The sequence below is a fragment of the Bacillus sp. TE9106W genome, assembly GCF_054062215.1.
In genome coordinates this window covers 448,137-467,791 of record NZ_JBSSFA010000003.1, presented here as the reverse complement: position 1 = coordinate 467,791, position 19,655 = coordinate 448,137, and the positions used below count along the sequence as shown (strand labels likewise).

Here is a 19,655-nt window from a genome sequence, read left to right as displayed (position 1 = left end):
GGCTAGAATGTGAGGGGGATGAAGCTTTTAAGTAATATCCAGCTCCAGCGGCTAGAATCTCCGGTCATTTCGCTCTCTCGCTCGAAGCAAAAAGCGCTTCAAGGTCGAGAGCTTGAAGCGCTTTTAACTGTTATACAGCTTTTTTATTTTCTTCTACATCCTGTCCATCCCAGCACTCTGTATTTTGTAAGCCAGGGATAGAGCTTGCAACGAAAACAGGATCTTTTCCTTGTTTCTTTTGATTCATATAGTCTACTAATGCTGCGTAGGCGAACTTGCTTAGGAATGAGATGGCAATTAAGTTTGTGAATACCATTAGTCCCATGAATAAATCAGCTAAGCTCCAAACAGTCTGAAGAGCAGCGATTGATCCGAAGAATACCATTCCGACAACGGCAACGCGATAAATCATTAACCAAGTTTTGCTTTCTTTAATGAATGCGATGTTTGTTTCACCATAATAGTAGTTTCCTAGTAAAGAACTGAACGCGAATAGGAAAATAATAATCGCTAAGAAAGTGCTTGCCCATGGTCCGATTTGTGAACTTAATGCACTTTGTGTTAATTCAATACCTTGTAAATTTGTTCCTTTGTAAAGTCCAGAGCATAATACGATAAATGCTGTTGATGTACATACTAAGAATGTGTCTACGAAAACACCTAATGCTTGAACAAGTCCTTGTTTGACAGGGTGAGATACATCTGATGTTGCGGCTGCGTTAGGAGAGCTACCCATACCTGCTTCTGTTGCGAATAAACCGCGCTGAATTCCGAACTTGATTGCTGCTCCAATACCACCAGCGATGGCTTGGTCTAAACCGAATGCACCATTAAATATTTCCATAAAAATGCTTGGTAACATAGTAAAGTTGTTAATAACAACAAAAATAGCCACACCAATATAAATGATTGCCATTGGAGGAACAATCATTTCCGTAATACGTGAAATGCTCTTAATACCACCGAAAATAATAACTGCAACTAATAAAGCTAATAGAGCTCCTACGATCGTTCGCTCTAGTCCAAAAGCATTTTCAAATGCTATTGTTACTGTGTTTGCTTGTACAGAGTTGAAAATTAATCCGTACGCAACTGTAATAAGAAGTGAGAACCAAACACCCATCCAGCGTTTGTTTAATCCTTTTTCCATATAATATGCTGGGCCACCACGGAATCTGCTTCCATCTTTTACTTTATAAATTTGCGCGAGCGTACATTCTACGAAACTAGTAGCTGCTCCAAGGATAGCGATAAACCACATCCAAAATACTGCGCCAGGTCCGCCCATTGAAATAGCTAAAGCTACACCAGCTAAGTTTCCGATACCGATACGTGCAGCTGCACTTAAGCAAAATGCTTGGAACGGGGAGATACTATCTTTCTTTTTTTCTTTTCGATTAAATCCTTTACTAATTAAACCGACCATCTCACCAAAATGAGTAATTTGGACAAACTTCAATTTAAAAGAGAAATAAAGACCGAAGCCGATTAGCATTGCAATAAGAATATATGACCATAAAATATTATTCGTTACCTCAAGGAATCTGCTAAAGATATCAACCATATAATACACTTCCTTTTTTCCGTAATAAGAAAATTATATGCAAAAAATATACGAGAATCAATTTTTCTAAAAAATCACGTTACTTAAATCTATTTTATGTTATGATTATGTTACATAATAATATTTTTAGAATTATTTACATTTTAAAAAACTAAATGTAAAGCGAGAAAGAGGGGATGATTTGAAAGAAGAATCTTTATGAAAAGTAAGCCTTGAGAGTTTGAAAATGAGAAGTAATATATGTTTTATCATTACATCTTTTAGTATCTTTTTAGGAGCCACTTATTATTACAATAAAAGATTTCCAAATCACAGGTATCCTGAATGGTTAGAATTTCTAAAATGGATTGGATGAATAAAAGACAGAAAAACAGAAAATTCGAATAAAAAATGTTGTGGAGGAGCTAAATATGAATATTAGAGAAAGTGAACTTCCGGGTATTGGTTACAAATTTCAAATCGTTACGAAAGGTAACGAAAAGATGGTAATTGTCATTCATGATGACGGGCGTAGAGAAATGTATCATTTTGATTCAGATCATGAAGAAAGTATCTCAAGTATTTCATTACGCGACTCAGAGGCAAGACAAATTGCAGCAATATTAGGTGGAATGGTGTATAAGCCTAGAGCATTAGAAAATGTTGAAATGGTCTTTGAAGGGTTGGCGATTGAGTGGTTTAAAGTAGAGAATGCAGCGCCAGCAATCGGAAAAACAATTGGTGATCTTGAAATAAGAAAAAACTATAGCGTAACGATCATTGCAGTTATGAAGAAAAATATGAAAAAGCTATTTAATCCAGGACCAGATGCGGTAATAGAAGAAGGCGATATGCTTGTAGTTTCTGGTGAGAGAGAAGAAATTAAAAAAATTATTAATGAGTTACTTTCGAATAGGGGGACTGACTAGATGGATACGTTAATTTTTGAAGTTGGTACAGCTTTAGTTTTAGTGGCAATTGCGGCAGTAATTGCTGGAAAGTTTAAATTCTCAGTAATTCCATTTCTAATTGTTCTTGGGATGCTAGTGGGACCACATGCGCCGACAATAGGTGTGATCGATTTCAAATTTATTGAAAGTGCAAATGTAATTTCGTTTCTTGGACGGATTGGCGTTCTGTTTCTTCTGTTCTATCTAGGACTAGAGTTTTCAATGAAAAAACTAATTAAATCTGGACGTTCTATTGCGATTGGTGGAACAATCTATATTTTAATTAACTTTTCACTTGGGTTATTATACGGATTTATCATGGGATTCCCTCTACTAGAAATCTTAATTATTGCGGGTATTATTACGATTTCTTCTAGCGCTATCGTAGCTAAAGTGTTAGTAGATTTAAGAAGAACTGGTAATAATGAGACCGAATTAATTTTAGGAATTATTATGTTCGAAGATATATTCCTTGCTGTATATTTATCAGTTGTTTCTGGTTTAGTTCTAGGGGATCATGCTTCCTTTTTAGGTGCCCTTACTTCAATTGGAATTGCTTTAGGATATATGCTTCTATTCTTTATTGTAGCTAGAAAGGCGACGCCGTTATTAAATAAATTGCTTAATATTAGTTCAGATGAAATTTTCATTATTGTAGTATTTGCTTCGTTATTCTTTATTGCAGGCTTCTCAGAAACAATTCACGTTGCCGAAGCAATTGGAGCACTTCTTTTAGGGTTAGTTTTCTCTGAGACAGAGCATAGTGACAGAATTGAACATCTCGTCGTTCCATTTAGAGACTTTTTCGGAGCTATTTTCTTCTTCAGTTTCGGATTAAGTATTGATCCGTTTTCATTAGGAGGGGCAATATGGTTAACGTTAGGTGCTGTCCTTCTTACAATCATCGGAAACTTTGTAGCGGGGATGATTGCTGGGAGACAAGCTGGATTATCTCATAAAGCATCAACAAATATTGGATTAACAATTGTTTCAAGAGGAGAATTCTCCATCATTATGGCCAATATTGGTATCGCGGGTGGTTTAATGTCAGTACTGAAACCATTCTCAGCATTATACGTGCTTATACTATCGATCTTAGGTCCACTTCTGACGAAAGAGTCAAAGAATGTATATAAATTGTTAAATAAAATCTTTAAGTGGGATATGAAGAAAAGCTAAATTTTTAAAAATCAAAGTACAAAATATGTATGAAAAAGGGATCTATGTCGACATAGATCCCTTTTTTATTGGCATTTTTTTAAGGATGAAAGAATACGTTTAATATTTACCATATTGTGGCATACATATAGAAAAAGGTGCTTGGAAAGGGGAATAAAGAGAAATGGAACTCCAGTTTCAAAATGTATATCAACAGGTGGAGAATTGGTATGTGTTGGATTCGGAGCTTCCTTGGGATGTCAAAAGGCTTAGGGATGATTTGTTTTCACTTATTGAAATATGTAAAACGCCAGTTATTTTTTGTGATACGTGTGATGCGAATTATGTACTTCGATCATTAGGGGAAGAGGAGGAAGAGTTTCTATTCCCGATAGGTGGTTTTTATCATAAAGAAAAGCAATTAATTTTTGTTTGTATGTGGGAAGAGTATGAGCAAGTGCTCAAAACATTGCTACATGAATTTCGTCATGCGATGCAGCATAAGAGTGAAATATTGTATGTCGGAAGTGAAACTTACGAAGAAAGATGGATTGAGAAAGATGCGAGGAAGTTCGCGGAGAGGAAATTAGGTGAATATAAAAATAGAAAGTTAATGTAAAGCATAGTGGAGAAATGGCGCTGTGCTTTCTTTGTTTCTTACTAAAAATAAGTAATTGACTTTTATGAAGTTTAGTTCTAAACTAATGATATAAAACGAGCGAGGTGATGGAATGAAAACCGAAGATAGACTAGGTTTACTATTATGGTTTCGTTTATCACGTTTTTACAACAAAAGTATTCGTGAGACGAATCAGCATTTGAAGAAATGGAATGTATCTGCCGCGCAATTTGATGTACTAGCTCAAGTTGGAGGGCATGATCGTTTAACGCAGCAAGAGCTTGGAAATAAGCTATTTGTTACGAAAGGAAATATTACGCAGCTTTTAAATAAAATGGAACAGCTTGAGTGGATTCGTCGTGAACAAGAAGGTACTACGAAATATATTTCGTTAACAGAAAAGGGAAGAGTTTTATATGAAGAAATCATCCCGCCTCAAGAAACATTCCAAGCGGAACAGTTTCAAAATTTAAATGTAGAAGAACAACATCAATTATTACAATTACTAAAAAAATTACAGTGAGAAAAATTTTTGAAATAAATCTTGAATTCGAGATAATATGAGGTGAAGGATATGTTTAGAAAAGTTGATCATAAAAATATGGGAAGAGCAAATCACGGTTGGTTAAATACACATTTTCATTTTTCCTTTGCGAATTACTATAATCCAAATAACATGAGCTTTGGAGCATTACGTGTTATTAATGATGACCTAGTAGCACCGCAAACTGGTTTTGATATGCATCCACACCGCGATATGGAAATCATTTCGTACGTTGTAGACGGTACTTTAACACATGAAGATAGCATGGGGAACCGCGGAACAATTGAGCGAGGACATGTTCAATATATGAGTGCTGGCACAGGTGTATTTCATAGTGAGCATAATTTAGGAAATGAAACACTACGTTTATTACAAATCTGGATTTTACCAGACCGTGCAGATCATAAGCCAAACTATGGTGAGTTTAAATTTGATTGGAGTAAGCGTGAAAACGAATGGTTCCATATGGTATCTCCATTAGAAGGAGAGGCACCAATTCAAATTCATCAAGATGCGAATTTATATTCTTTATCGTTAGAAGCAGGAAAAGAAATTCATTTTCCGGTGAAAGAAGGTCGTCAGTTGTATCTTGTTCAAATTGAAGGAAGTAGTGTAATCAATGGTGAGACACTTGTTATGCGTGATGCAGCAGAAGCGATTGAAGAAGATATTCATATTGAAGCGAAAGAGCAATCACACTATTTAGCAATTGAATTGAAAAAGCAATAAAATGTTTGTAAAAAAGAGGATGTCCGATAGGATGTCCTCTTTTTTTGAGTGGAATTGTCAGAAAAAACTTTCTCAAATTATGGAAAAAGGTATTAGCTAAAAAAATAAGAATTGTATAAAAGTGTCAAAAATCTTTAGGGAATGGGGAATGTTATAGTGAAAAAGCAAGTCATTTCATCAGCATTAGCGTTAACTGTTATCGCCGGGGGATTTGGAACATTTGGAGCAACGACAACGAAAGCGGAAGAACAAAAAATTCAATATCATCAAGAATTTAAAACGCCTGCATACATAGGTGAAGAATGGAAAGCACCGGAAGGACTAGATAAAAAAGAGACAGTCTTTCAATATTTAGAGAGTAAAAAAGACATGTTTAAATTAGCAGGAAATATTGATAAACATTTCAATGTCGTTGGGGAAGAAAAAGATGCTGAATCTGGCACAACACACGTGAAGCTAGTTGAGAAACATAATAACATTCCTGTATATGGTTCAGACCAAACTGTTACACTAGATAAAGAAAATAATGTAAAAGCATTCTTCGGACAAGTTATTCCGAATTTAGAGGATAAAAATATTCCTGAGTTTGCAAGCATTAGTGCGGAACAAGCAGAAACGATTGCAAAGGCAGATATTGAAAAAGAAGTGGGTAAAGTAAAGAATTATGACGGTGTGAAAAAAGATTTATTTGTTTATGAAAAAGATGGAAATTACTATCTTGCATATTTAGTAAAAGCGTCGATTTCAAAACCAGCTCCAGGATATTGGCATTATTTTGTTGATGCAACGAATGGAAATGTGATTGAGAAATATAATGCTGTAGATCACATTACAGGATTTGGTTACGGAGTACTAGGAGCTAGGCAATCATTTGAAATTGCTCAAGATGAGAAAACAGGAGCATTCCATTTATTTGATGGTAAACGTGGACAAGGTGTTCATACATTTGATGCAGAGAATATGGATGAAAACTTGTTTAATATATTCTCCCAATGGTTCGGACATACAGGTGTTGAAGTAGAAAGTAAGAATAAGTTCTTTGATGACAAAGCAGCGGTTGATGCGCATGTAAATGCAGGAAAAGTATATGATTACTACAAAAAGACATTTAATCGTAACTCGTTCGATGATAAAGGTGCGAAGCTTATTTCCTCGGTTCACGTAGGTGAAAGCTGGAATAATGCAGCTTGGAATGGTGTGCAAATGATGTATGGTGATGGCGATGGTACGACATTTATTCCATTATCTGCTGGATTAGATGTTATCGGTCACGAATTAACGCATGCTGTAACGGAACATACAGCAAATCTTGTTTATAAAAATGAGTCAGGTGCGTTAAATGAATCGTTATCTGATATTATGGGTGTCATGGTTGAGAAGAAGAGCTGGGATTTAGGTGCTGACATTTATACACCTGGAAAACCTGGTGATGCACTTCGTTCTCTGAAAGATCCAGCGTCTATTCCAAATCCATTAAAACCAGGTGAAGGTTACCCAGATCATTACAATAAACGCTACACTGGAACAGCTGATAATGGCGGCGTTCATATTAACAGTAGTATTAACAATAAAGCTGCCTATTTAGTATCTGATGGCGGAGAGCATTACGGTGTGAAAGTAACTGGAGTAGGACGTGAAGCGACAGAGAAAATTTATTACCGTGCTCTTACGAAGTATTTAACTGCAAACTCTGACTTTAAGATGATGCGTCAAGCGGCACTTCAGTCAGCTGAAGATTTATATGGTAAAGATTCTAAAGCTGTACAAGCTGTAACGAAAGCTTATGATGCAGTAGGCGTAAAATAATAAGAGAAAAAGACCTGACTAGGATGTCAGGTCTTTCTGTAGTTAGTCGCGAATACCTAATGCAATTTTCGCCATACGTGACATGCGTTCTTTAGACCAGGGCGGATTCCAAACGACATTTACTTCTATTTCATTGACTTCAGGTACGTTCGTTGATAATACTTTTTTTACGTCTGATACAATTTGCCCAGCCATTGGACAGCCGATAGAAGTCATCGTCATCGTAATAACAGCATTATTATTTTCATCTGCTGTAACGTCATAAACTAATCCAAGATTAATAATGTCAACACCTAGTTCAGGGTCAATAACAGCTTCTAAATTGGCATATAATTTATTTTCAAATGCTTCTTGTGACATAAGTAGCACCTCCTGCATTTTAATGATATCGATTCTCATTATAACGGAAATGTGTATAATATGCAGGGAATGAGCTCAAAAAAATATCCCTTTTGGAAGAGGGATATTTTTTTAAGGCTATTCAGTTTTGAAATGAGATACGAGTTGATCTAATTCCTCAACTGTTTGTTTCATTTGTTTAGCTGTTTGTGTCATCTCATTCATCGTAATGACTTTTTGCTCAGCAGATTGTGCTGTTGCCGCTGTTTCACTAGATACTTCAGTCGAAATAGAAGCGATGTTATTCAGTGAAGCGTTCATTTCTTCAGCACTTGCAGCCATTTCTTCAGCAGTTGCTGAGATGTCTTGCATTTGAGTAGAAACTTTATTTACTTGCTCCACAATCGTTGTGAAAGAATTGCCAGCTTCACGAATAACATGAATGCCTTCAAATGCTTCAGAACGCCCTTGTGACATCATAGAGCTAGCAGTTTCAGTATCTTGTTGGATTTGATGTAGTAATTGGTTAATATCTGTTGCCGCTGTTTTAGATTGTTCAGCAAGTTTTCGAACTTCGTCAGCTACGACAGCGAAACCTTTTCCTTGTTCACCAGCACGAGCTGCTTCGATAGATGCATTTAAAGCAAGTAAGTTTGTTTGTTCCGCGATATTAGAAATAGATTGTACAGCTGTATCAATATATTTCGTGTGAGTGATTAGACGTTCGACCACTTCTGATGTAGCATTTACAGCATCATGTATCGTTGTCATTTGTGACACAGATTTTTGAATAACCGAACTTCCGTCGTTAGCGTGTTCAGATGTAGCTACAGCAAGTTCAGTTACAGATGAAGCAGATTCAGCAATGCGCTGAACACTTACTGCCATATCATCCATTGCAGTTGAGCTTTCTTCCATGCTAGAGGCTTGCGATTGAATACTTTCATTTAAATTGGACATCGAGCTTTGAACTCGTATCGTTGCCTCGCGTGATATATTCGTCTTTTCTAGCATATTTTCAGAAGCGTTTTGTACTTCTACAGATGTTTTTTGAACACGATTAATGATGTGTTGTAGGTTTTCTAACATTTTATTAAATGATGTTGCGATCGTACCAATTTCATCATTACTATTTACTTGTAGGCGGGCTGTTAAGTCACCTTCTTGAGATGATAATTCTTTTAGTTTACTATCAATTTGTTGAATTGGTTTTACAAGTTTACCAGAGAACCACCATGCAAGAATCATAGCTACAATAATACAAATAACAAGTGATAAGAAAACAACATATTCAATTTGTAGTGAAGATTGATCAATTTTTTTAATAGATTGATCACGTAACTTAGCTTGTTCATTACTGTAATTTGTGAAGTCACCAATTACTTTATAAACAGTACCATTTTCTGCATAAGCTACTTGCAGGGCCTCTTCCCACTTTTGTTCTTTTGCAAGAGGGAAAACTTTTTCTTCAATATATTTTCTCCAAGTTGATCCTGATTCCATTGTATTTTTTACAGATTGAGAAAGGTTAGGATTTGAAAGAAGCTCATCTTTCTTATCTTCAAGAAGTTTACTCATTTCGTTAAATTTGTCAAATTCAACTTGATCATGTTGTAATAAATAACCTCTTAAAGCAGAGAGCTGTACTTGATAAGCATCCCCGCGTTCTTTTAATTGTGTTGCCAGAGGAGAAATTTCTTTTTGTAATGCTTCAGCTTGACGAGATTGATCACTAGCAAAAAATAAAATAAAAGCTAAGGCGATGCCAAATAAAGCACAAATCGTTCCCATCATGAACATTAGTTTTTTTCGAATGCTAATAAAACTCATATGATAAAAGCCTCCTTTATGAAATCATAGTATTAGAATTAATTAATGTAAAAAATTGAAAGAAAGCTTTACTCCATTTGGAATAAAGCTTTCTTCTTTCCTTTAGGAATTATAGCAGACGGAATGGGAGATAGAAAGAAATATTTTAAGTTGAAAAAAGAGAGAGTGTAAATCCCTCTTTTTACTAGTTTAGAACTCCTAAAAATATAAATGAAAGTTTCGCTTTAAATGTTTGTTTTGAAATGAGAAACGAGAACTTCAAGTTCTTGCACAGTCGTTTTCATTTCAGACGCTTTTTTAGCAACGACACTCATTTTGTTTACTTGGTCACCAGCTGAAGTTGCTGTTTGTGATGTTTCGGCGGCAACCTCATTTGAAATAGAAGCGATGTTATTTAAAGCTGCATTCATTTCTTCAGAACTTGCGGCCATTTCTTCAGCAGTTGCAGACACTTCTTGCATTTGTGTAGAGACTTTATTAATGTGGTTAACAATTTCTGAGAATGAAGATCCAGCGGTACGAATGACTGTAATGCCTTCAGAGGCCTCTGACTGACCTTGCGTCATCATTTCATTTGCTATTTTTGTATCTTCTTGAATTCGATGAAGTAAATGGTTAATATCAGTAGCTGCTAGCTGAGATTGTTCAGCAAGTTTTCGTACTTCATCGGCAACAACAGCGAAACCTTTTCCATGTTCACCAGCACGAGCCGCTTCAATGGAAGCATTTAAAGCGAGTAAGTTTGTTTGTTCCGCGATATTAGAAATGGATTGAAGTGCAGTATCAATATGATTTGTATGTGTAATAAGTCGTTCTACTACTTGTGATGTAGCGTTAACAGCTTCATTAATGGTATGCATTTGTGTAATAGATTTCTCAATGACTTTATTCCCACTATCAGCTTTTTCAGAAGTTGTAACAGCTAGGCTAGCAACAGAAGAGGCAGATTCTGCAATACGCTGAACACTCGTTGCCATATCGTCCATTGCAGTTGAACTTTCTTCGATGCTGGAAACTTGTGAACGAATATTATGCTCAAGAGTATTCATAGTCTCTTCGGTTTTTGCAGTGTTTTCCATAGAAGCAGTTGTTTCGATAAACACATTTTCAGATGCTTCTTTTACACTTGTTGATGTTTGTTGCACTTGTTTTATGATACGTTGTAAATTAGCGAGCATTTGATTAAAGGAATTGGCGATATCACCAATTTCATCTTTACTCGTTACGTGCAATCTAGCAGTTAAATCACCATCTTGCGAAGCTAATTCTTTTAATTTCTCATCAATTTGTCGTATCGGTTTAACGAGTTTACCAGAGAACCACCATGCTAATAAAATAGACGTTACTGTACATGTAATGAGTGAGAAGAAGATAATATATTGAATAAGGGATGAAGAAGACTCCACGTCAGCAATTAATGCGTCACGTTTATCATTTTCTTCATTTGCATATTTCGTAAAACGACTTAAAAGGTCGTTTACGTAATCGGTTTGTGCTAAAGCAATTTTAGATGCTTCGTCCCATTTTCCTTCGCGAGCGAGAGGGAGAACTTCATTATCTATGACGCTCCGCCATTTACCCCCCATTAAAATCGCTTCTTTCATTCCTTCTGGGAGTTTTTTATCACTTGTTACTTTTTCTCTCGTATCAGCTAGTTTTTTTCCTTCACGGTTGAATTTATCTAATCCTTTTTGATCATGTGATAGTAAATATTCTTGTAAACCAGCAACTTGTGCTTGGAACCAATCGCCACGTTCTTTTAAAATGGTTGCTCTTTTAGATACATCATTTTTTAACGTTTCAATTTCGCTCGCTTGGCTCATGGCGAATGAAAGAATAACAATAAGAGCGATGCTAAATAAAGAAGAAATGCTTAAGAGTGTGAACAGTAGTTTTTTTCGAATACTAACATATTTCATCGTTACCCCTGCCTTTTAAAAACTGTTTATTATAATTTATAAATATTGAGAGCAGAATTAATAAAAATATCATTATGAAGTTATTAATCTGTTCAATGAAAATTATAGCAGATAATGGAATATGACAGATTCATATGAGTAAATGTTCTTAAAATGTATACATTTGTATATCAAAAAATTCATAAATAAAAATGAGAAATGCTATTGTAATTTGAAATAACATCATGTATACTTCTAATTAGTTGATAACGATTATCAGTATCAACTAAAGACATTACTCTTCGTTATGTTGGTCATACCCCTTTTTGACGACGTAAGTCAGAGACGAAATGTTGAAATATCTTGTGTCCTATTCTACAGAATTATGGTAATCTCCAACCTCAACTTATATGCGTGAGCATGCAAAAAGGATCCTATCCGTGAAGGGATCCTTTTTTGCATGCTGTTGCAATTAATGTATAGAGACCCGGTACACGCTCTTCAATTCCTTCCGGTGCAGTAGAAGGGAAGACCCATCTTTGATGAGGCCCGTGTTCTTCAACTAGTTTTTCAATTTTAAAATGTTCTTCTGCAAGTGTTGTAATAATTTCTCCTAGCGTCCAGCGGCGGATGGTTGTTTTAGGTAACGATTCTTTCTGTGCTTCTGTAAGAAGGATGCTATAAGCAACATCATCTTCAATCAATTCTTCATCGAAATAATTTCCATTGGCCCGAAATGATGGGTGGTCTACTCCTAATAATTTCGTGTAAACAGGGTGATAGTCACGAAGAATCAGCGTTCCATCTTCTTTAAGCAAGGTAGCAATTTTTTGAAAGAGTGGTTTTAAATCTAAAAAATAATGGAGTACACCAAGTTCCAGCAATACGATATCAAATGATTGTGAGAGCTGTACATGTAATACATCAGAAACGACATACTCGATAGAGACACCGGCTGCGTCAGCAAGTTCATTTGCATATTTTGCATTACTTGCTGAAATATCAACAACTGTTACTTTGTGAACCGAACATTAAAGTTTATTGAAAAATATTATGGTGGTATCATGCCGAAAGGAAGTATTGATGTAGAGCTGAAAGATAAAGTAGAAGGATTATATAAACATGTAGGAGAGGCGATTGAGCAAACTAAATTTAAGGTGGCACTAGAATCAGTATTTGATGCAGTACGTTTTGCAAATAAATATTTTGATGAGAGGCAGCCTTGGAAACAAAGGGAAGATGATTCAGTTTCATGCGAAGAAACGATTTATAATTGTGTGTATCTCATCGCTAATTTTGGAAATCTCCTGGAACCATTTTTACCATTTTCAAGTGAAAGAATTAGAAACACATTATCGATTGTGAACCGAAATTGGGAGCCTCAACATACGTTGCCGAATAAAATTGATAGTGTACAGCCACTATTTGAACGAATCGATGTAAAACAAATTGAGTGTGAGTTAGAAAAGCTATATGGAGCAATAAAGTGAGAGAGAGAAAAAGACCTTTCAAGTAAATGAAAGGTCTTTTGTTATGCAGTAGGATTCTCTTTCTTATCCTTTAAGAAGAAAAGCACGGCAAGGATTACGAGAATAATAGCTGCAATATCATATGTTATTTTGAATGTAGTATTAAAGTTTAAGTACTCCACTAAAGGGGGTTTGACTGCCCCAGCATATATGCAAATAGGAATGATGAGCACATCGTAAAATTTCTTTTCTTTCATATATCTTATTAGGAAGAAGATACACATAATGGCAAAAAAGGCTACGCTTAAAATAGTCATTTATACCCCCAAATAGATTTGAAATTATACCACATTATAACTTTATTTCCATTTATACGCAAATTAATATTTTTAAGCATTATACAAGCGATTACGTTTTTTTTCTTTCCTAGCTGTAAGAAGTTGAGGAGTGAAAATCCCAAGTAATATAACGATAATCCCAATCCACTGCATGAAGGTTACGACTTCATGTACAAGTGTAATAGAAGCGATAATGGCTGTTGGTAATTCAGCTGCTCCTAGTATTGTACCAAGTCCTGTACCTACTTTCGGTACGCCAATTGAAAAACAAATGACAGGTACGACAACGCCGAATAATCCGAGGAAGAAAGCATATTTCCATAGGCCAGCTTGCAAAGCACCATCTGTTAAAAAGGTTGGCGGGAAGAATAGGCATACGATTAGAGTAGCGCTTGTTGTCATAAGAAAACTTTTCGTATAAGGCGGAACTTCTGTAGCGACACGCCCGCTTGCAAAAACATAGAATGAAAAAGAAACAGCGGCTAATAGACCAAAGATAATCCCTTTCGTGGAAAAGCTTTGTCCGAGACCTTCAAAGACACCGCCCGCAAACAATGTACCAGTAAATAAAATAATGATAGATATAACTTTTTCACGGCTTGGAAATGTTCGATTTGCAATTGCTTCAATGACTACACCAATCCATGTGAACTGGAAAAGTAGGACGACAGCAATCGATGCTGGTAGTTCTTCTACAGAAATAGCGTAGAAGATACCGGTCATACTCATCGTTGTACCAACTGTTAGTAAGGAAAAGAATTGCTTTTTTGTTACTTTATGACGTGAAGCGAAAAGAACGAGAAGGAGAAGACCAATCCATCCGAAGACATATTGTCCTCCTAATAGTTGATGTGCTGAAAATCCATTAATGAATCCTAGTTTGAAAATAGTTGAAAGTACGCCGTAGCTACAAGCTCCGAATAAAACGAGTAATGAATACTTAAATTTTTCCATGAAAATCCTCCTTTTAAATAATAAAAAACGCCCGCTATCCAAATAAGGATAACGGGCGAACGAAACAGAGTCATATACTCTACAAAATTCCGCCACTCATACGAAGTATGAATTTGGGGTATGAAATTGTAGTAGGTTTTTACATTGCTTTTGGGAATACGATAGAACATTTTACACCTTGAGGCGTGTTTTGTATCCCATAAGGAAATTGATGTTTATCTAGTATTTGTTTTACAATGTATAACCCAAGACCACTGCCTTGTACTAAGCCATGTTTGTCAGGGTTTGCGCGATAGAATGGCTCAAATAAATGGGCAAGTTTATCTTCATCTATTTGTGAACCTGTATTTAAAACTTCTAATGCGTAACCGTTTGGCTTTTCATAAAGCTTTATATATACATGCTGATGGTCAATTGTATAATGAATTGCATTTGAAATAATGTTAAAAATGGCAGTTTGAATAAATTTAGGATCAGCTAAAACTTGTACATCTTGTTTAATGTTAGATTGAACATTTAACTGCTTGACTGATACGAAATAATCTACTTTCTTCATAACATCCTCAATAATATTAGTCAATGAGATAACTTTTAAATCAGGTTTAAATTGAGGGTTTTGTATTTTGGATAATTCCGACATTTTTTCCGTTAATATGTTAATGTCTTGCATCATTTCATAGGAACGTTTTAAATATTTATCTCGATCTTTATAAGCTCCAATTCCGTGAATCATGCCATCTAGTTGTCCCATAACCGCTGCGATTGGTGTTTTTAATTCATGGGAAACCATAGACATAAATTCTTTACGAGATTGTTCTAATTGTTGCTCCTTTTTGAGTTCATTTCTTAAATCTTGATTGCTTGCATGTAAATTTTTCACTATATTTGGTACTTGTGAAGCAGCTACTTGTAAATCAAAATCTGTTTGATCAGTATTTTTGTTAAGTAGCTTTTTATCTGAGAAATCAAGATTCATAATATCTTTTAAAGCATCACTCATATATTGAAAAGGTTTAGCAATTAGTTTTGCATAAATTAAAGATCCGAGCAAAGATAATGCAAGCATTGTCGCGCCAATATGTGGAGCTAACTGCTGCAGTGCGTCTGTTAATTTTGGATCATCTTGTGCATCATTTGCTTTACTTGCTGCATTTTGTTTATGTAAGGCATCATTAGTAGCGACTTGCTTTTCCGTTTCTGTAGATGGAGCAGAAGCGCTATTTTTCCCCGAAATATTTTGAGTATGTTCTTTTGCTTTTGCAGTTTGGCTAGGCTGCAAAAGATGATTGATAGCTGTAGAGAGAGCGTTATAATCTATAATAGAAGATTGAAAATTAAACATGTCTCCCTGTGATACAGCTTTATTTTGATTCGTTTTACTTTGGTCATTTTGTGTATTTGAATCCGCTTGTTCTGTAGACAACGGTCCATTTTCTTTCGCAAAACGTTCTTTATCGTAGTCTGAAGCTAAGAAGTAAATAATTTGATAAAGACAAAGTGATAAAAGAATACAAAATAATAAGGTTTTGATGAAAATATTTTTGGTGATGTTGTCTGTGCTACGATTCGATTTTGTAGCCAATGCCTTTCACCGTTTTAATATAAGGAATTCCTAATTTTTTTCGTAAGTTTTTAATATGTGTATCTATAACTCTTACATCACCATAATGTTCATAGCCCCATACCTTATTCAACAAATCACTTCTTGATAATACTTTTCCTCGATTTTGCAGTAAAGTATAAATAATTTCAAATTCTTTTGTTGTCAATTCAATTTGATTACCATGAACATAAGCGGCATATGCTGTAGAATTTAACATCAATTCATGGAATTGTAGTATAGTTGCAGCTTCGGCTTCCTTCGTTGCTGCCCTTCTTAATACAGCTTCTACACGTTTAATAAATACGGTGTAATGGAACGGTTTCGTAATATAGTCATCAATACCTAATTCAAATCCTTTAATTTCACTTTCTTCATTATGTAAGCCTGTTAACATAATGATTGGTACATCAGATTGTCCTCGCATAATTTTACAAATACTATAGCCATCTATATCTGGTAACATCACATCAAGGAGGACAAGATCGTATGAATTTTTTTGGAAAAGAAGTATACCTTCTGTTCCAGCACCAACGACATCAACAGTAAAGTTTTGTGCCATTAGAAATTCACGAATCAGTTCTTGTATATCTGGGTTGTCTTCAATCACCAGTATATGCGTCATAGTAACACCTCCTAAATAACGCTTTTTACTGCAATATTCGAATTCATCATTTTTCGGATGACTCAAATTGTTTATACATATAATAAGCCCCCGCCATAAAATAATCATGAAAGTAGCAAGGGGAGTTGTTTAGTGAAACTGAATATTTAAGAATTACAGTAATTCTATTATAGTATGTATTTTAAAATTTATAAAATATTATAACTGTATAATTTTAATATCCATGTTTATCAATGTTTGGATGTTACTTAACACAATCTATTCCTATTATATATGTAAATACAGTTGTTTTGCTACTGTAAATGAAGAAATAAAATAAGCCAAGACATAAAATTCTTGGCTATACGTAAATCGCGCTTTGAGGTTATTTTACAGTGACAGTAGCTTGCTGGGGAATACGCTCAAATAACCAGTGTATATCATTGTTATACATACGAATACAACCTAGTGTTGTCCACTTACCAATTGCCTGGTTATTGTTCGTACCATGAATCGCATAAGTTGTTCCGTAAGTTCCTGCCATGTTTAGTCCGAGCCAACGGTCACCAAGTGGATTACGTGGATCGCCGCCTTTAATTTTGCCTGTGTAATAAGGACGATTTTTAATTTTATTTACGATTTGGAAAGTACCTTTAGGTGTAGGAGTAGATGCTTTTCCAGTAGCGACAGTAAAACTCTTTATGAATTTTCCGTTTTGATAATAATCCATTTTATTTAACTGTGTATTCACGATAAGCTGATCACTGGTTGTAGCTGCCTCAGCATTTGTGAATGGGATAGTTAAAAATCCTAATGATAATAGTGCGCTTAATAATAGTTTTTTCATTATGTTCTCCTTTTTACTATTGTGGTAGTCTTACATACAATGAATTTGCAACCCTCGTAACACTTTATTTACATTTTCATCTAATGTCTCAAAGAAGGTAGTAATTTTGGTATTGTGTTTGTTGTTTTTATCAATAAGTAATCTTTCATTTAATAAAAGTTCACCATGTAGTCCAAAACTTTGAACTTGAATATTTAATTCATCTTCGGTTTCAGAAATAATTGGTAAGAAGTAGTGAAAAGCTTTCGTTGGAATGATGTAGCTTTTGCCAATCATGCTTTCTTGATTTGAATTAATCCATTTTTTCGTAACAATCTTAATGTTCTTTTTTGAAACGATAAAAGATAGTGTTGTAGACTTTGTTAAACTTACGTCAAATTCATTTGTTTCACATATGTGCAAATTAAAAACGGTTTCATTTTGGTGAGATTCAACATTTGTATTAATAAAATCGTGCATTTTATAAGCTTCCATTTCGTATTCACCCTTTTTTCAATTTCGAAAAGCGATTAATATTTATTCAAATTAATGTTTAGTCATATATTGGTTAAATTTTTCAACAAATTCCGATATAATCTTACAATACGTATATGAAGCTAATATGAAGTTCGTATGAGTTTGTAGTGGTTTTTTATTAAGAACAAAATATAACGATTTTCAAGTGTTAAAAAATGGATAAAAAATGCATATTAAGGCCCTGGTTTCTCACGTTATATACTTGTTCAGTTGTCTGAAAATGAAAGCAAATAAAGAACGTAAAAGTTTAGTGAGAGCCTTACAAAAATGTAATAAAAATGTAAGCTATTGTGATAGTTATTTCGACAATTTTTTTATACAATATTAGTAAGAAGTTGCACGTGATTGAAAGGAGAGATGACATGGAATGGATTCATGAATTATTTCAGCAATACGGGTACTATGTTGTACTTGTCGGTTTGCTGTTAGAATATATTGCACTTCCGTTTCCGGGAGAGCCAACGTTAGCATATGCGGGATTTTTAGCACATAAAGGTGATTTAAGTTTACCGATTTTAATCATTCTATCCTTTATTGGGACAAGTGTAGGAATGACGATTCAATACTTTTTAGGAAATAAATTAGGTATGCCCTTTATTCAAAAGTATGGGAAATACGTATTTTTAACACAAAGAAAAATCGACTTAACAAGAATGTGGTTTGATAAGTATGGATATTTCCTAATCTTTATCGGTTTCTTTATTCCTGGTGTACGTCACTTTACAGGATACTTTGCAGGAATTATTAACTTACCATTCCGCCGCTTTGCAATTACAATTTATTCAGGTGCTCTATTTTGGGTATCATTCTTCTTAATCGGTGGTTACTGGTTAGGTGGCAATTTACATGATATTTTTGGAGCGCTAGAAGGTCATATCGGTAAAATCATTTTTGGAGTGATTGTGATTGTAGCAATTACGTTAGGAGTTCGTTTCCGTAAACAGTTAAAACGAGCATTATTACAAAACGCAAGTTAATATGGAATCCATTCTATGTCAGAATTTAGGAAGGCAGTGCAAATGCACTGCCTTTTTTATTTGATGTTCCAATCGATTTTTAACTTTCCTTTTAATTGATTTCCGCTAACTATAATGTAATAAGTGCCTGTCTTAATTGCTGCGAAATGATACGTATTAGGGCCAGCTGGAGCTAAATAATTTTCTTCCTCTTGAAATTCACTAGCCATTTTTATGTCCCCTATGTAGCCATTCGAATTTTCAGCTTGTGATTCAATAGTGAATTCTAATATGTCACCTCGTTTTAGTTCAATCGGGACTTTATGTTCACCACTAAAATGTTGAAAAGATGCTTCGAAAGAGTTATCGGTTTTTGTTTCGACCCATTTTTCTTTTGATGTTCCAACCCTTGCTATATCTACTAAGTTAATTGTGATAAATATAATAAACATAATGCTTGGTACGAAATACTGTATCCACTTAAATTTTGTTGCTATGACTGTGCATAAATAGAAAGAAAGAGAACATACTGCTCCGATTGATCCGAGGAACAAGAACTGTATTAGATCAGCTTCTTTAAATATTAAGAAGGGAAGAAAAAATAAATAGCCGCAAAAAATATAAAGTAATAATGTCTTCAGTCTTGTATATGTTTTTAATTTCAATTTATCTATGCAAATAGAACAAAAAATTGCATATACCGCAAGGACAGGAACGAAGGGAACATATAGTAGCTCTCGTAATCCAGCTAAGAAACTATATAATGTTGGTTGACTAGTTGTTAAGAGAAGCATGCTAATAAGTAATAATAAAAAGAAAGTCGCTGTAAGTTTAGTAAGAATATAGGAAAAAGTAGATGTTTTATTCATAGGTCACTTCCTTTGTTTAATATTTCACATTCATTATATAGGTTATTTCCATCATAATATATCTTTATTTTTGTCAATTATTAACG

Annotated in this window: 18 protein-coding genes and 2 pseudogenes; 8 read left to right on the top strand and 12 right to left on the bottom strand. The window is 34.7% G+C overall.

The genetic code is table 11. From position 1 onward, the window contains the following. Positions 1-130 precede the first annotated feature (130 nt). Positions 131-1,564, bottom strand: a complete 1,434-nt coding sequence (locus tag ACVWY7_RS08775; RefSeq protein WP_456523749.1) for an alanine/glycine:cation symporter family protein — start codon at positions 1,562-1,564, stop codon at positions 131-133. 410 nt (positions 1,565-1,974) lie between these two features. On the opposite strand from ACVWY7_RS08775, the gene ACVWY7_RS08770 reads away from it, so the two are divergent. The 6 genes from ACVWY7_RS08770 (at position 1,975) to nprB (ending at position 7,349) form a co-directional block, all read left to right on the top strand. Continuing rightward, positions 1,975-2,472: a cation:proton antiporter regulatory subunit gene (locus ACVWY7_RS08770; protein WP_001026065.1), complete on the top strand. Its 498-nt coding sequence runs from the start codon at positions 1,975-1,977 to the stop codon at positions 2,470-2,472. Beyond that, positions 2,473-3,672 carry a cation:proton antiporter gene (locus ACVWY7_RS08765; protein WP_000380209.1) on the top strand — a complete coding sequence of 400 codons (1,200 nt, stop codon included), beginning with the start codon at positions 2,473-2,475 and terminating at the stop codon, positions 3,670-3,672. A 163-nt stretch (positions 3,673-3,835) separates the two neighbouring features. Then, on the top strand, positions 3,836-4,270 hold the full coding sequence (locus ACVWY7_RS08760) for a DUF3920 family protein (protein ID WP_000422821.1): 435 nt from the start codon (positions 3,836-3,838) through the stop codon (positions 4,268-4,270). A 112-nt stretch (positions 4,271-4,382) separates the two neighbouring features. After that, entirely contained in the window at positions 4,383-4,793 is a 411-nt protein-coding gene (locus ACVWY7_RS08755; RefSeq protein WP_000845475.1) for a MarR family winged helix-turn-helix transcriptional regulator, read from the top strand. 51 nt (positions 4,794-4,844) lie between these two features. Next, positions 4,845-5,543, top strand: coding sequence for a pirin family protein (locus ACVWY7_RS08750; protein WP_073524306.1), 699 nt, complete (start codon positions 4,845-4,847; stop codon positions 5,541-5,543). A gap of 156 nt (positions 5,544-5,699) precedes the next feature. Continuing rightward, positions 5,700-7,349, top strand: coding sequence for a neutral protease NprB (nprB, locus tag ACVWY7_RS08745; protein WP_000745144.1), 1,650 nt, complete (start codon positions 5,700-5,702; stop codon positions 7,347-7,349). A gap of 42 nt (positions 7,350-7,391) precedes the next feature. Here the strand turns inward: nprB and ACVWY7_RS08740 are convergent, their stop codons facing one another. The 4 genes and pseudogenes from ACVWY7_RS08740 to ACVWY7_RS08725 form a co-directional block, all read right to left on the bottom strand. Beyond that, positions 7,392-7,709 (bottom strand): metal-sulfur cluster assembly factor, encoded by a 318-nt coding sequence (locus ACVWY7_RS08740; RefSeq protein WP_000076425.1) that lies wholly within the window; start codon positions 7,707-7,709, stop codon positions 7,392-7,394. 117 nt (positions 7,710-7,826) lie between these two features. After that, complete coding sequence (locus tag ACVWY7_RS08735; protein ID WP_000008437.1) at positions 7,827-9,518, bottom strand: methyl-accepting chemotaxis protein; 1,692 nt, start codon at positions 9,516-9,518, stop codon at positions 7,827-7,829. A gap of 224 nt (positions 9,519-9,742) precedes the next feature. Then, the gene (locus ACVWY7_RS08730) at positions 9,743-11,437 is read right to left on the bottom strand and encodes a methyl-accepting chemotaxis protein (RefSeq protein WP_000878463.1); all 1,695 of its coding nucleotides are present in this window, start codon (positions 11,435-11,437) and stop codon (positions 9,743-9,745) included. A gap of 413 nt (positions 11,438-11,850) precedes the next feature. Then, positions 11,851-12,432, bottom strand: a pseudogene (locus ACVWY7_RS08725) (class I SAM-dependent methyltransferase); the annotation flags it as partial. On the opposite strand from ACVWY7_RS08725, the pseudogene ACVWY7_RS08720 reads away from it, so the two are divergent. Further along, a pseudogene (locus tag ACVWY7_RS08720) lies at positions 12,433-12,906 on the top strand (class I tRNA ligase family protein); the annotation flags it as partial. It abuts the pseudogene before it with no gap. A 41-nt stretch (positions 12,907-12,947) separates the two neighbouring features. Here the strand turns inward: ACVWY7_RS08720 and ACVWY7_RS08715 are convergent. The 6 genes from ACVWY7_RS08715 to ACVWY7_RS08690 all read right to left on the bottom strand — a co-directional run bounded on the left by ACVWY7_RS08715 (position 12,948) and on the right by ACVWY7_RS08690 (position 17,702). After that, positions 12,948-13,202 carry a hypothetical protein gene (locus tag ACVWY7_RS08715; RefSeq protein ID WP_000154151.1) on the bottom strand — a complete coding sequence of 85 codons (255 nt, stop codon included), beginning with the start codon at positions 13,200-13,202 and terminating at the stop codon, positions 12,948-12,950. A 72-nt stretch (positions 13,203-13,274) separates the two neighbouring features. After that, positions 13,275-14,177: an EamA family transporter gene (locus ACVWY7_RS08710; protein ID WP_073524300.1), complete on the bottom strand. Its 903-nt coding sequence runs from the start codon at positions 14,175-14,177 to the stop codon at positions 13,275-13,277. Positions 14,178-14,316: 139 nt separating this feature from the next. Continuing rightward, positions 14,317-15,759, bottom strand: a complete 1,443-nt coding sequence (locus ACVWY7_RS08705; protein WP_000201982.1) for a sensor histidine kinase — start codon at positions 15,757-15,759, stop codon at positions 14,317-14,319. Further along, a complete protein-coding gene (locus tag ACVWY7_RS08700; RefSeq protein WP_000148833.1) occupies positions 15,737-16,402 on the bottom strand; it encodes a response regulator transcription factor in 666 nt (221 codons plus the stop codon). Before ACVWY7_RS08700 ends, ACVWY7_RS08705 begins: the two co-directional genes overlap by 23 nt. A 364-nt stretch (positions 16,403-16,766) precedes the next feature. Next, a complete protein-coding gene (locus ACVWY7_RS08695; protein WP_000735056.1) occupies positions 16,767-17,228 on the bottom strand; it encodes a L,D-transpeptidase in 462 nt (153 codons plus the stop codon). Between the two features lie 30 nt (positions 17,229-17,258). Then, positions 17,259-17,702 (bottom strand): DUF3978 family protein, encoded by a 444-nt coding sequence (locus tag ACVWY7_RS08690; RefSeq protein WP_000388753.1) that lies wholly within the window; start codon positions 17,700-17,702, stop codon positions 17,259-17,261. 404 nt (positions 17,703-18,106) lie between these two features. Between ACVWY7_RS08690 and ACVWY7_RS08685 the strand changes: the two genes are divergently transcribed. Beyond that, positions 18,107-18,721, top strand: a complete 615-nt coding sequence (locus ACVWY7_RS08685) for a DedA family protein (RefSeq protein ID WP_000454750.1) — start codon at positions 18,107-18,109, stop codon at positions 18,719-18,721. Between the two features lie 56 nt (positions 18,722-18,777). Here the strand turns inward: ACVWY7_RS08685 and ACVWY7_RS08680 are convergent, their stop codons facing one another. Next, the gene (locus ACVWY7_RS08680; RefSeq protein WP_431174849.1) at positions 18,778-19,569 is read right to left on the bottom strand and encodes a hypothetical protein; all 792 of its coding nucleotides are present in this window, start codon (positions 19,567-19,569) and stop codon (positions 18,778-18,780) included. Between the last annotated feature and the right edge of the window lie 86 nt (positions 19,570-19,655).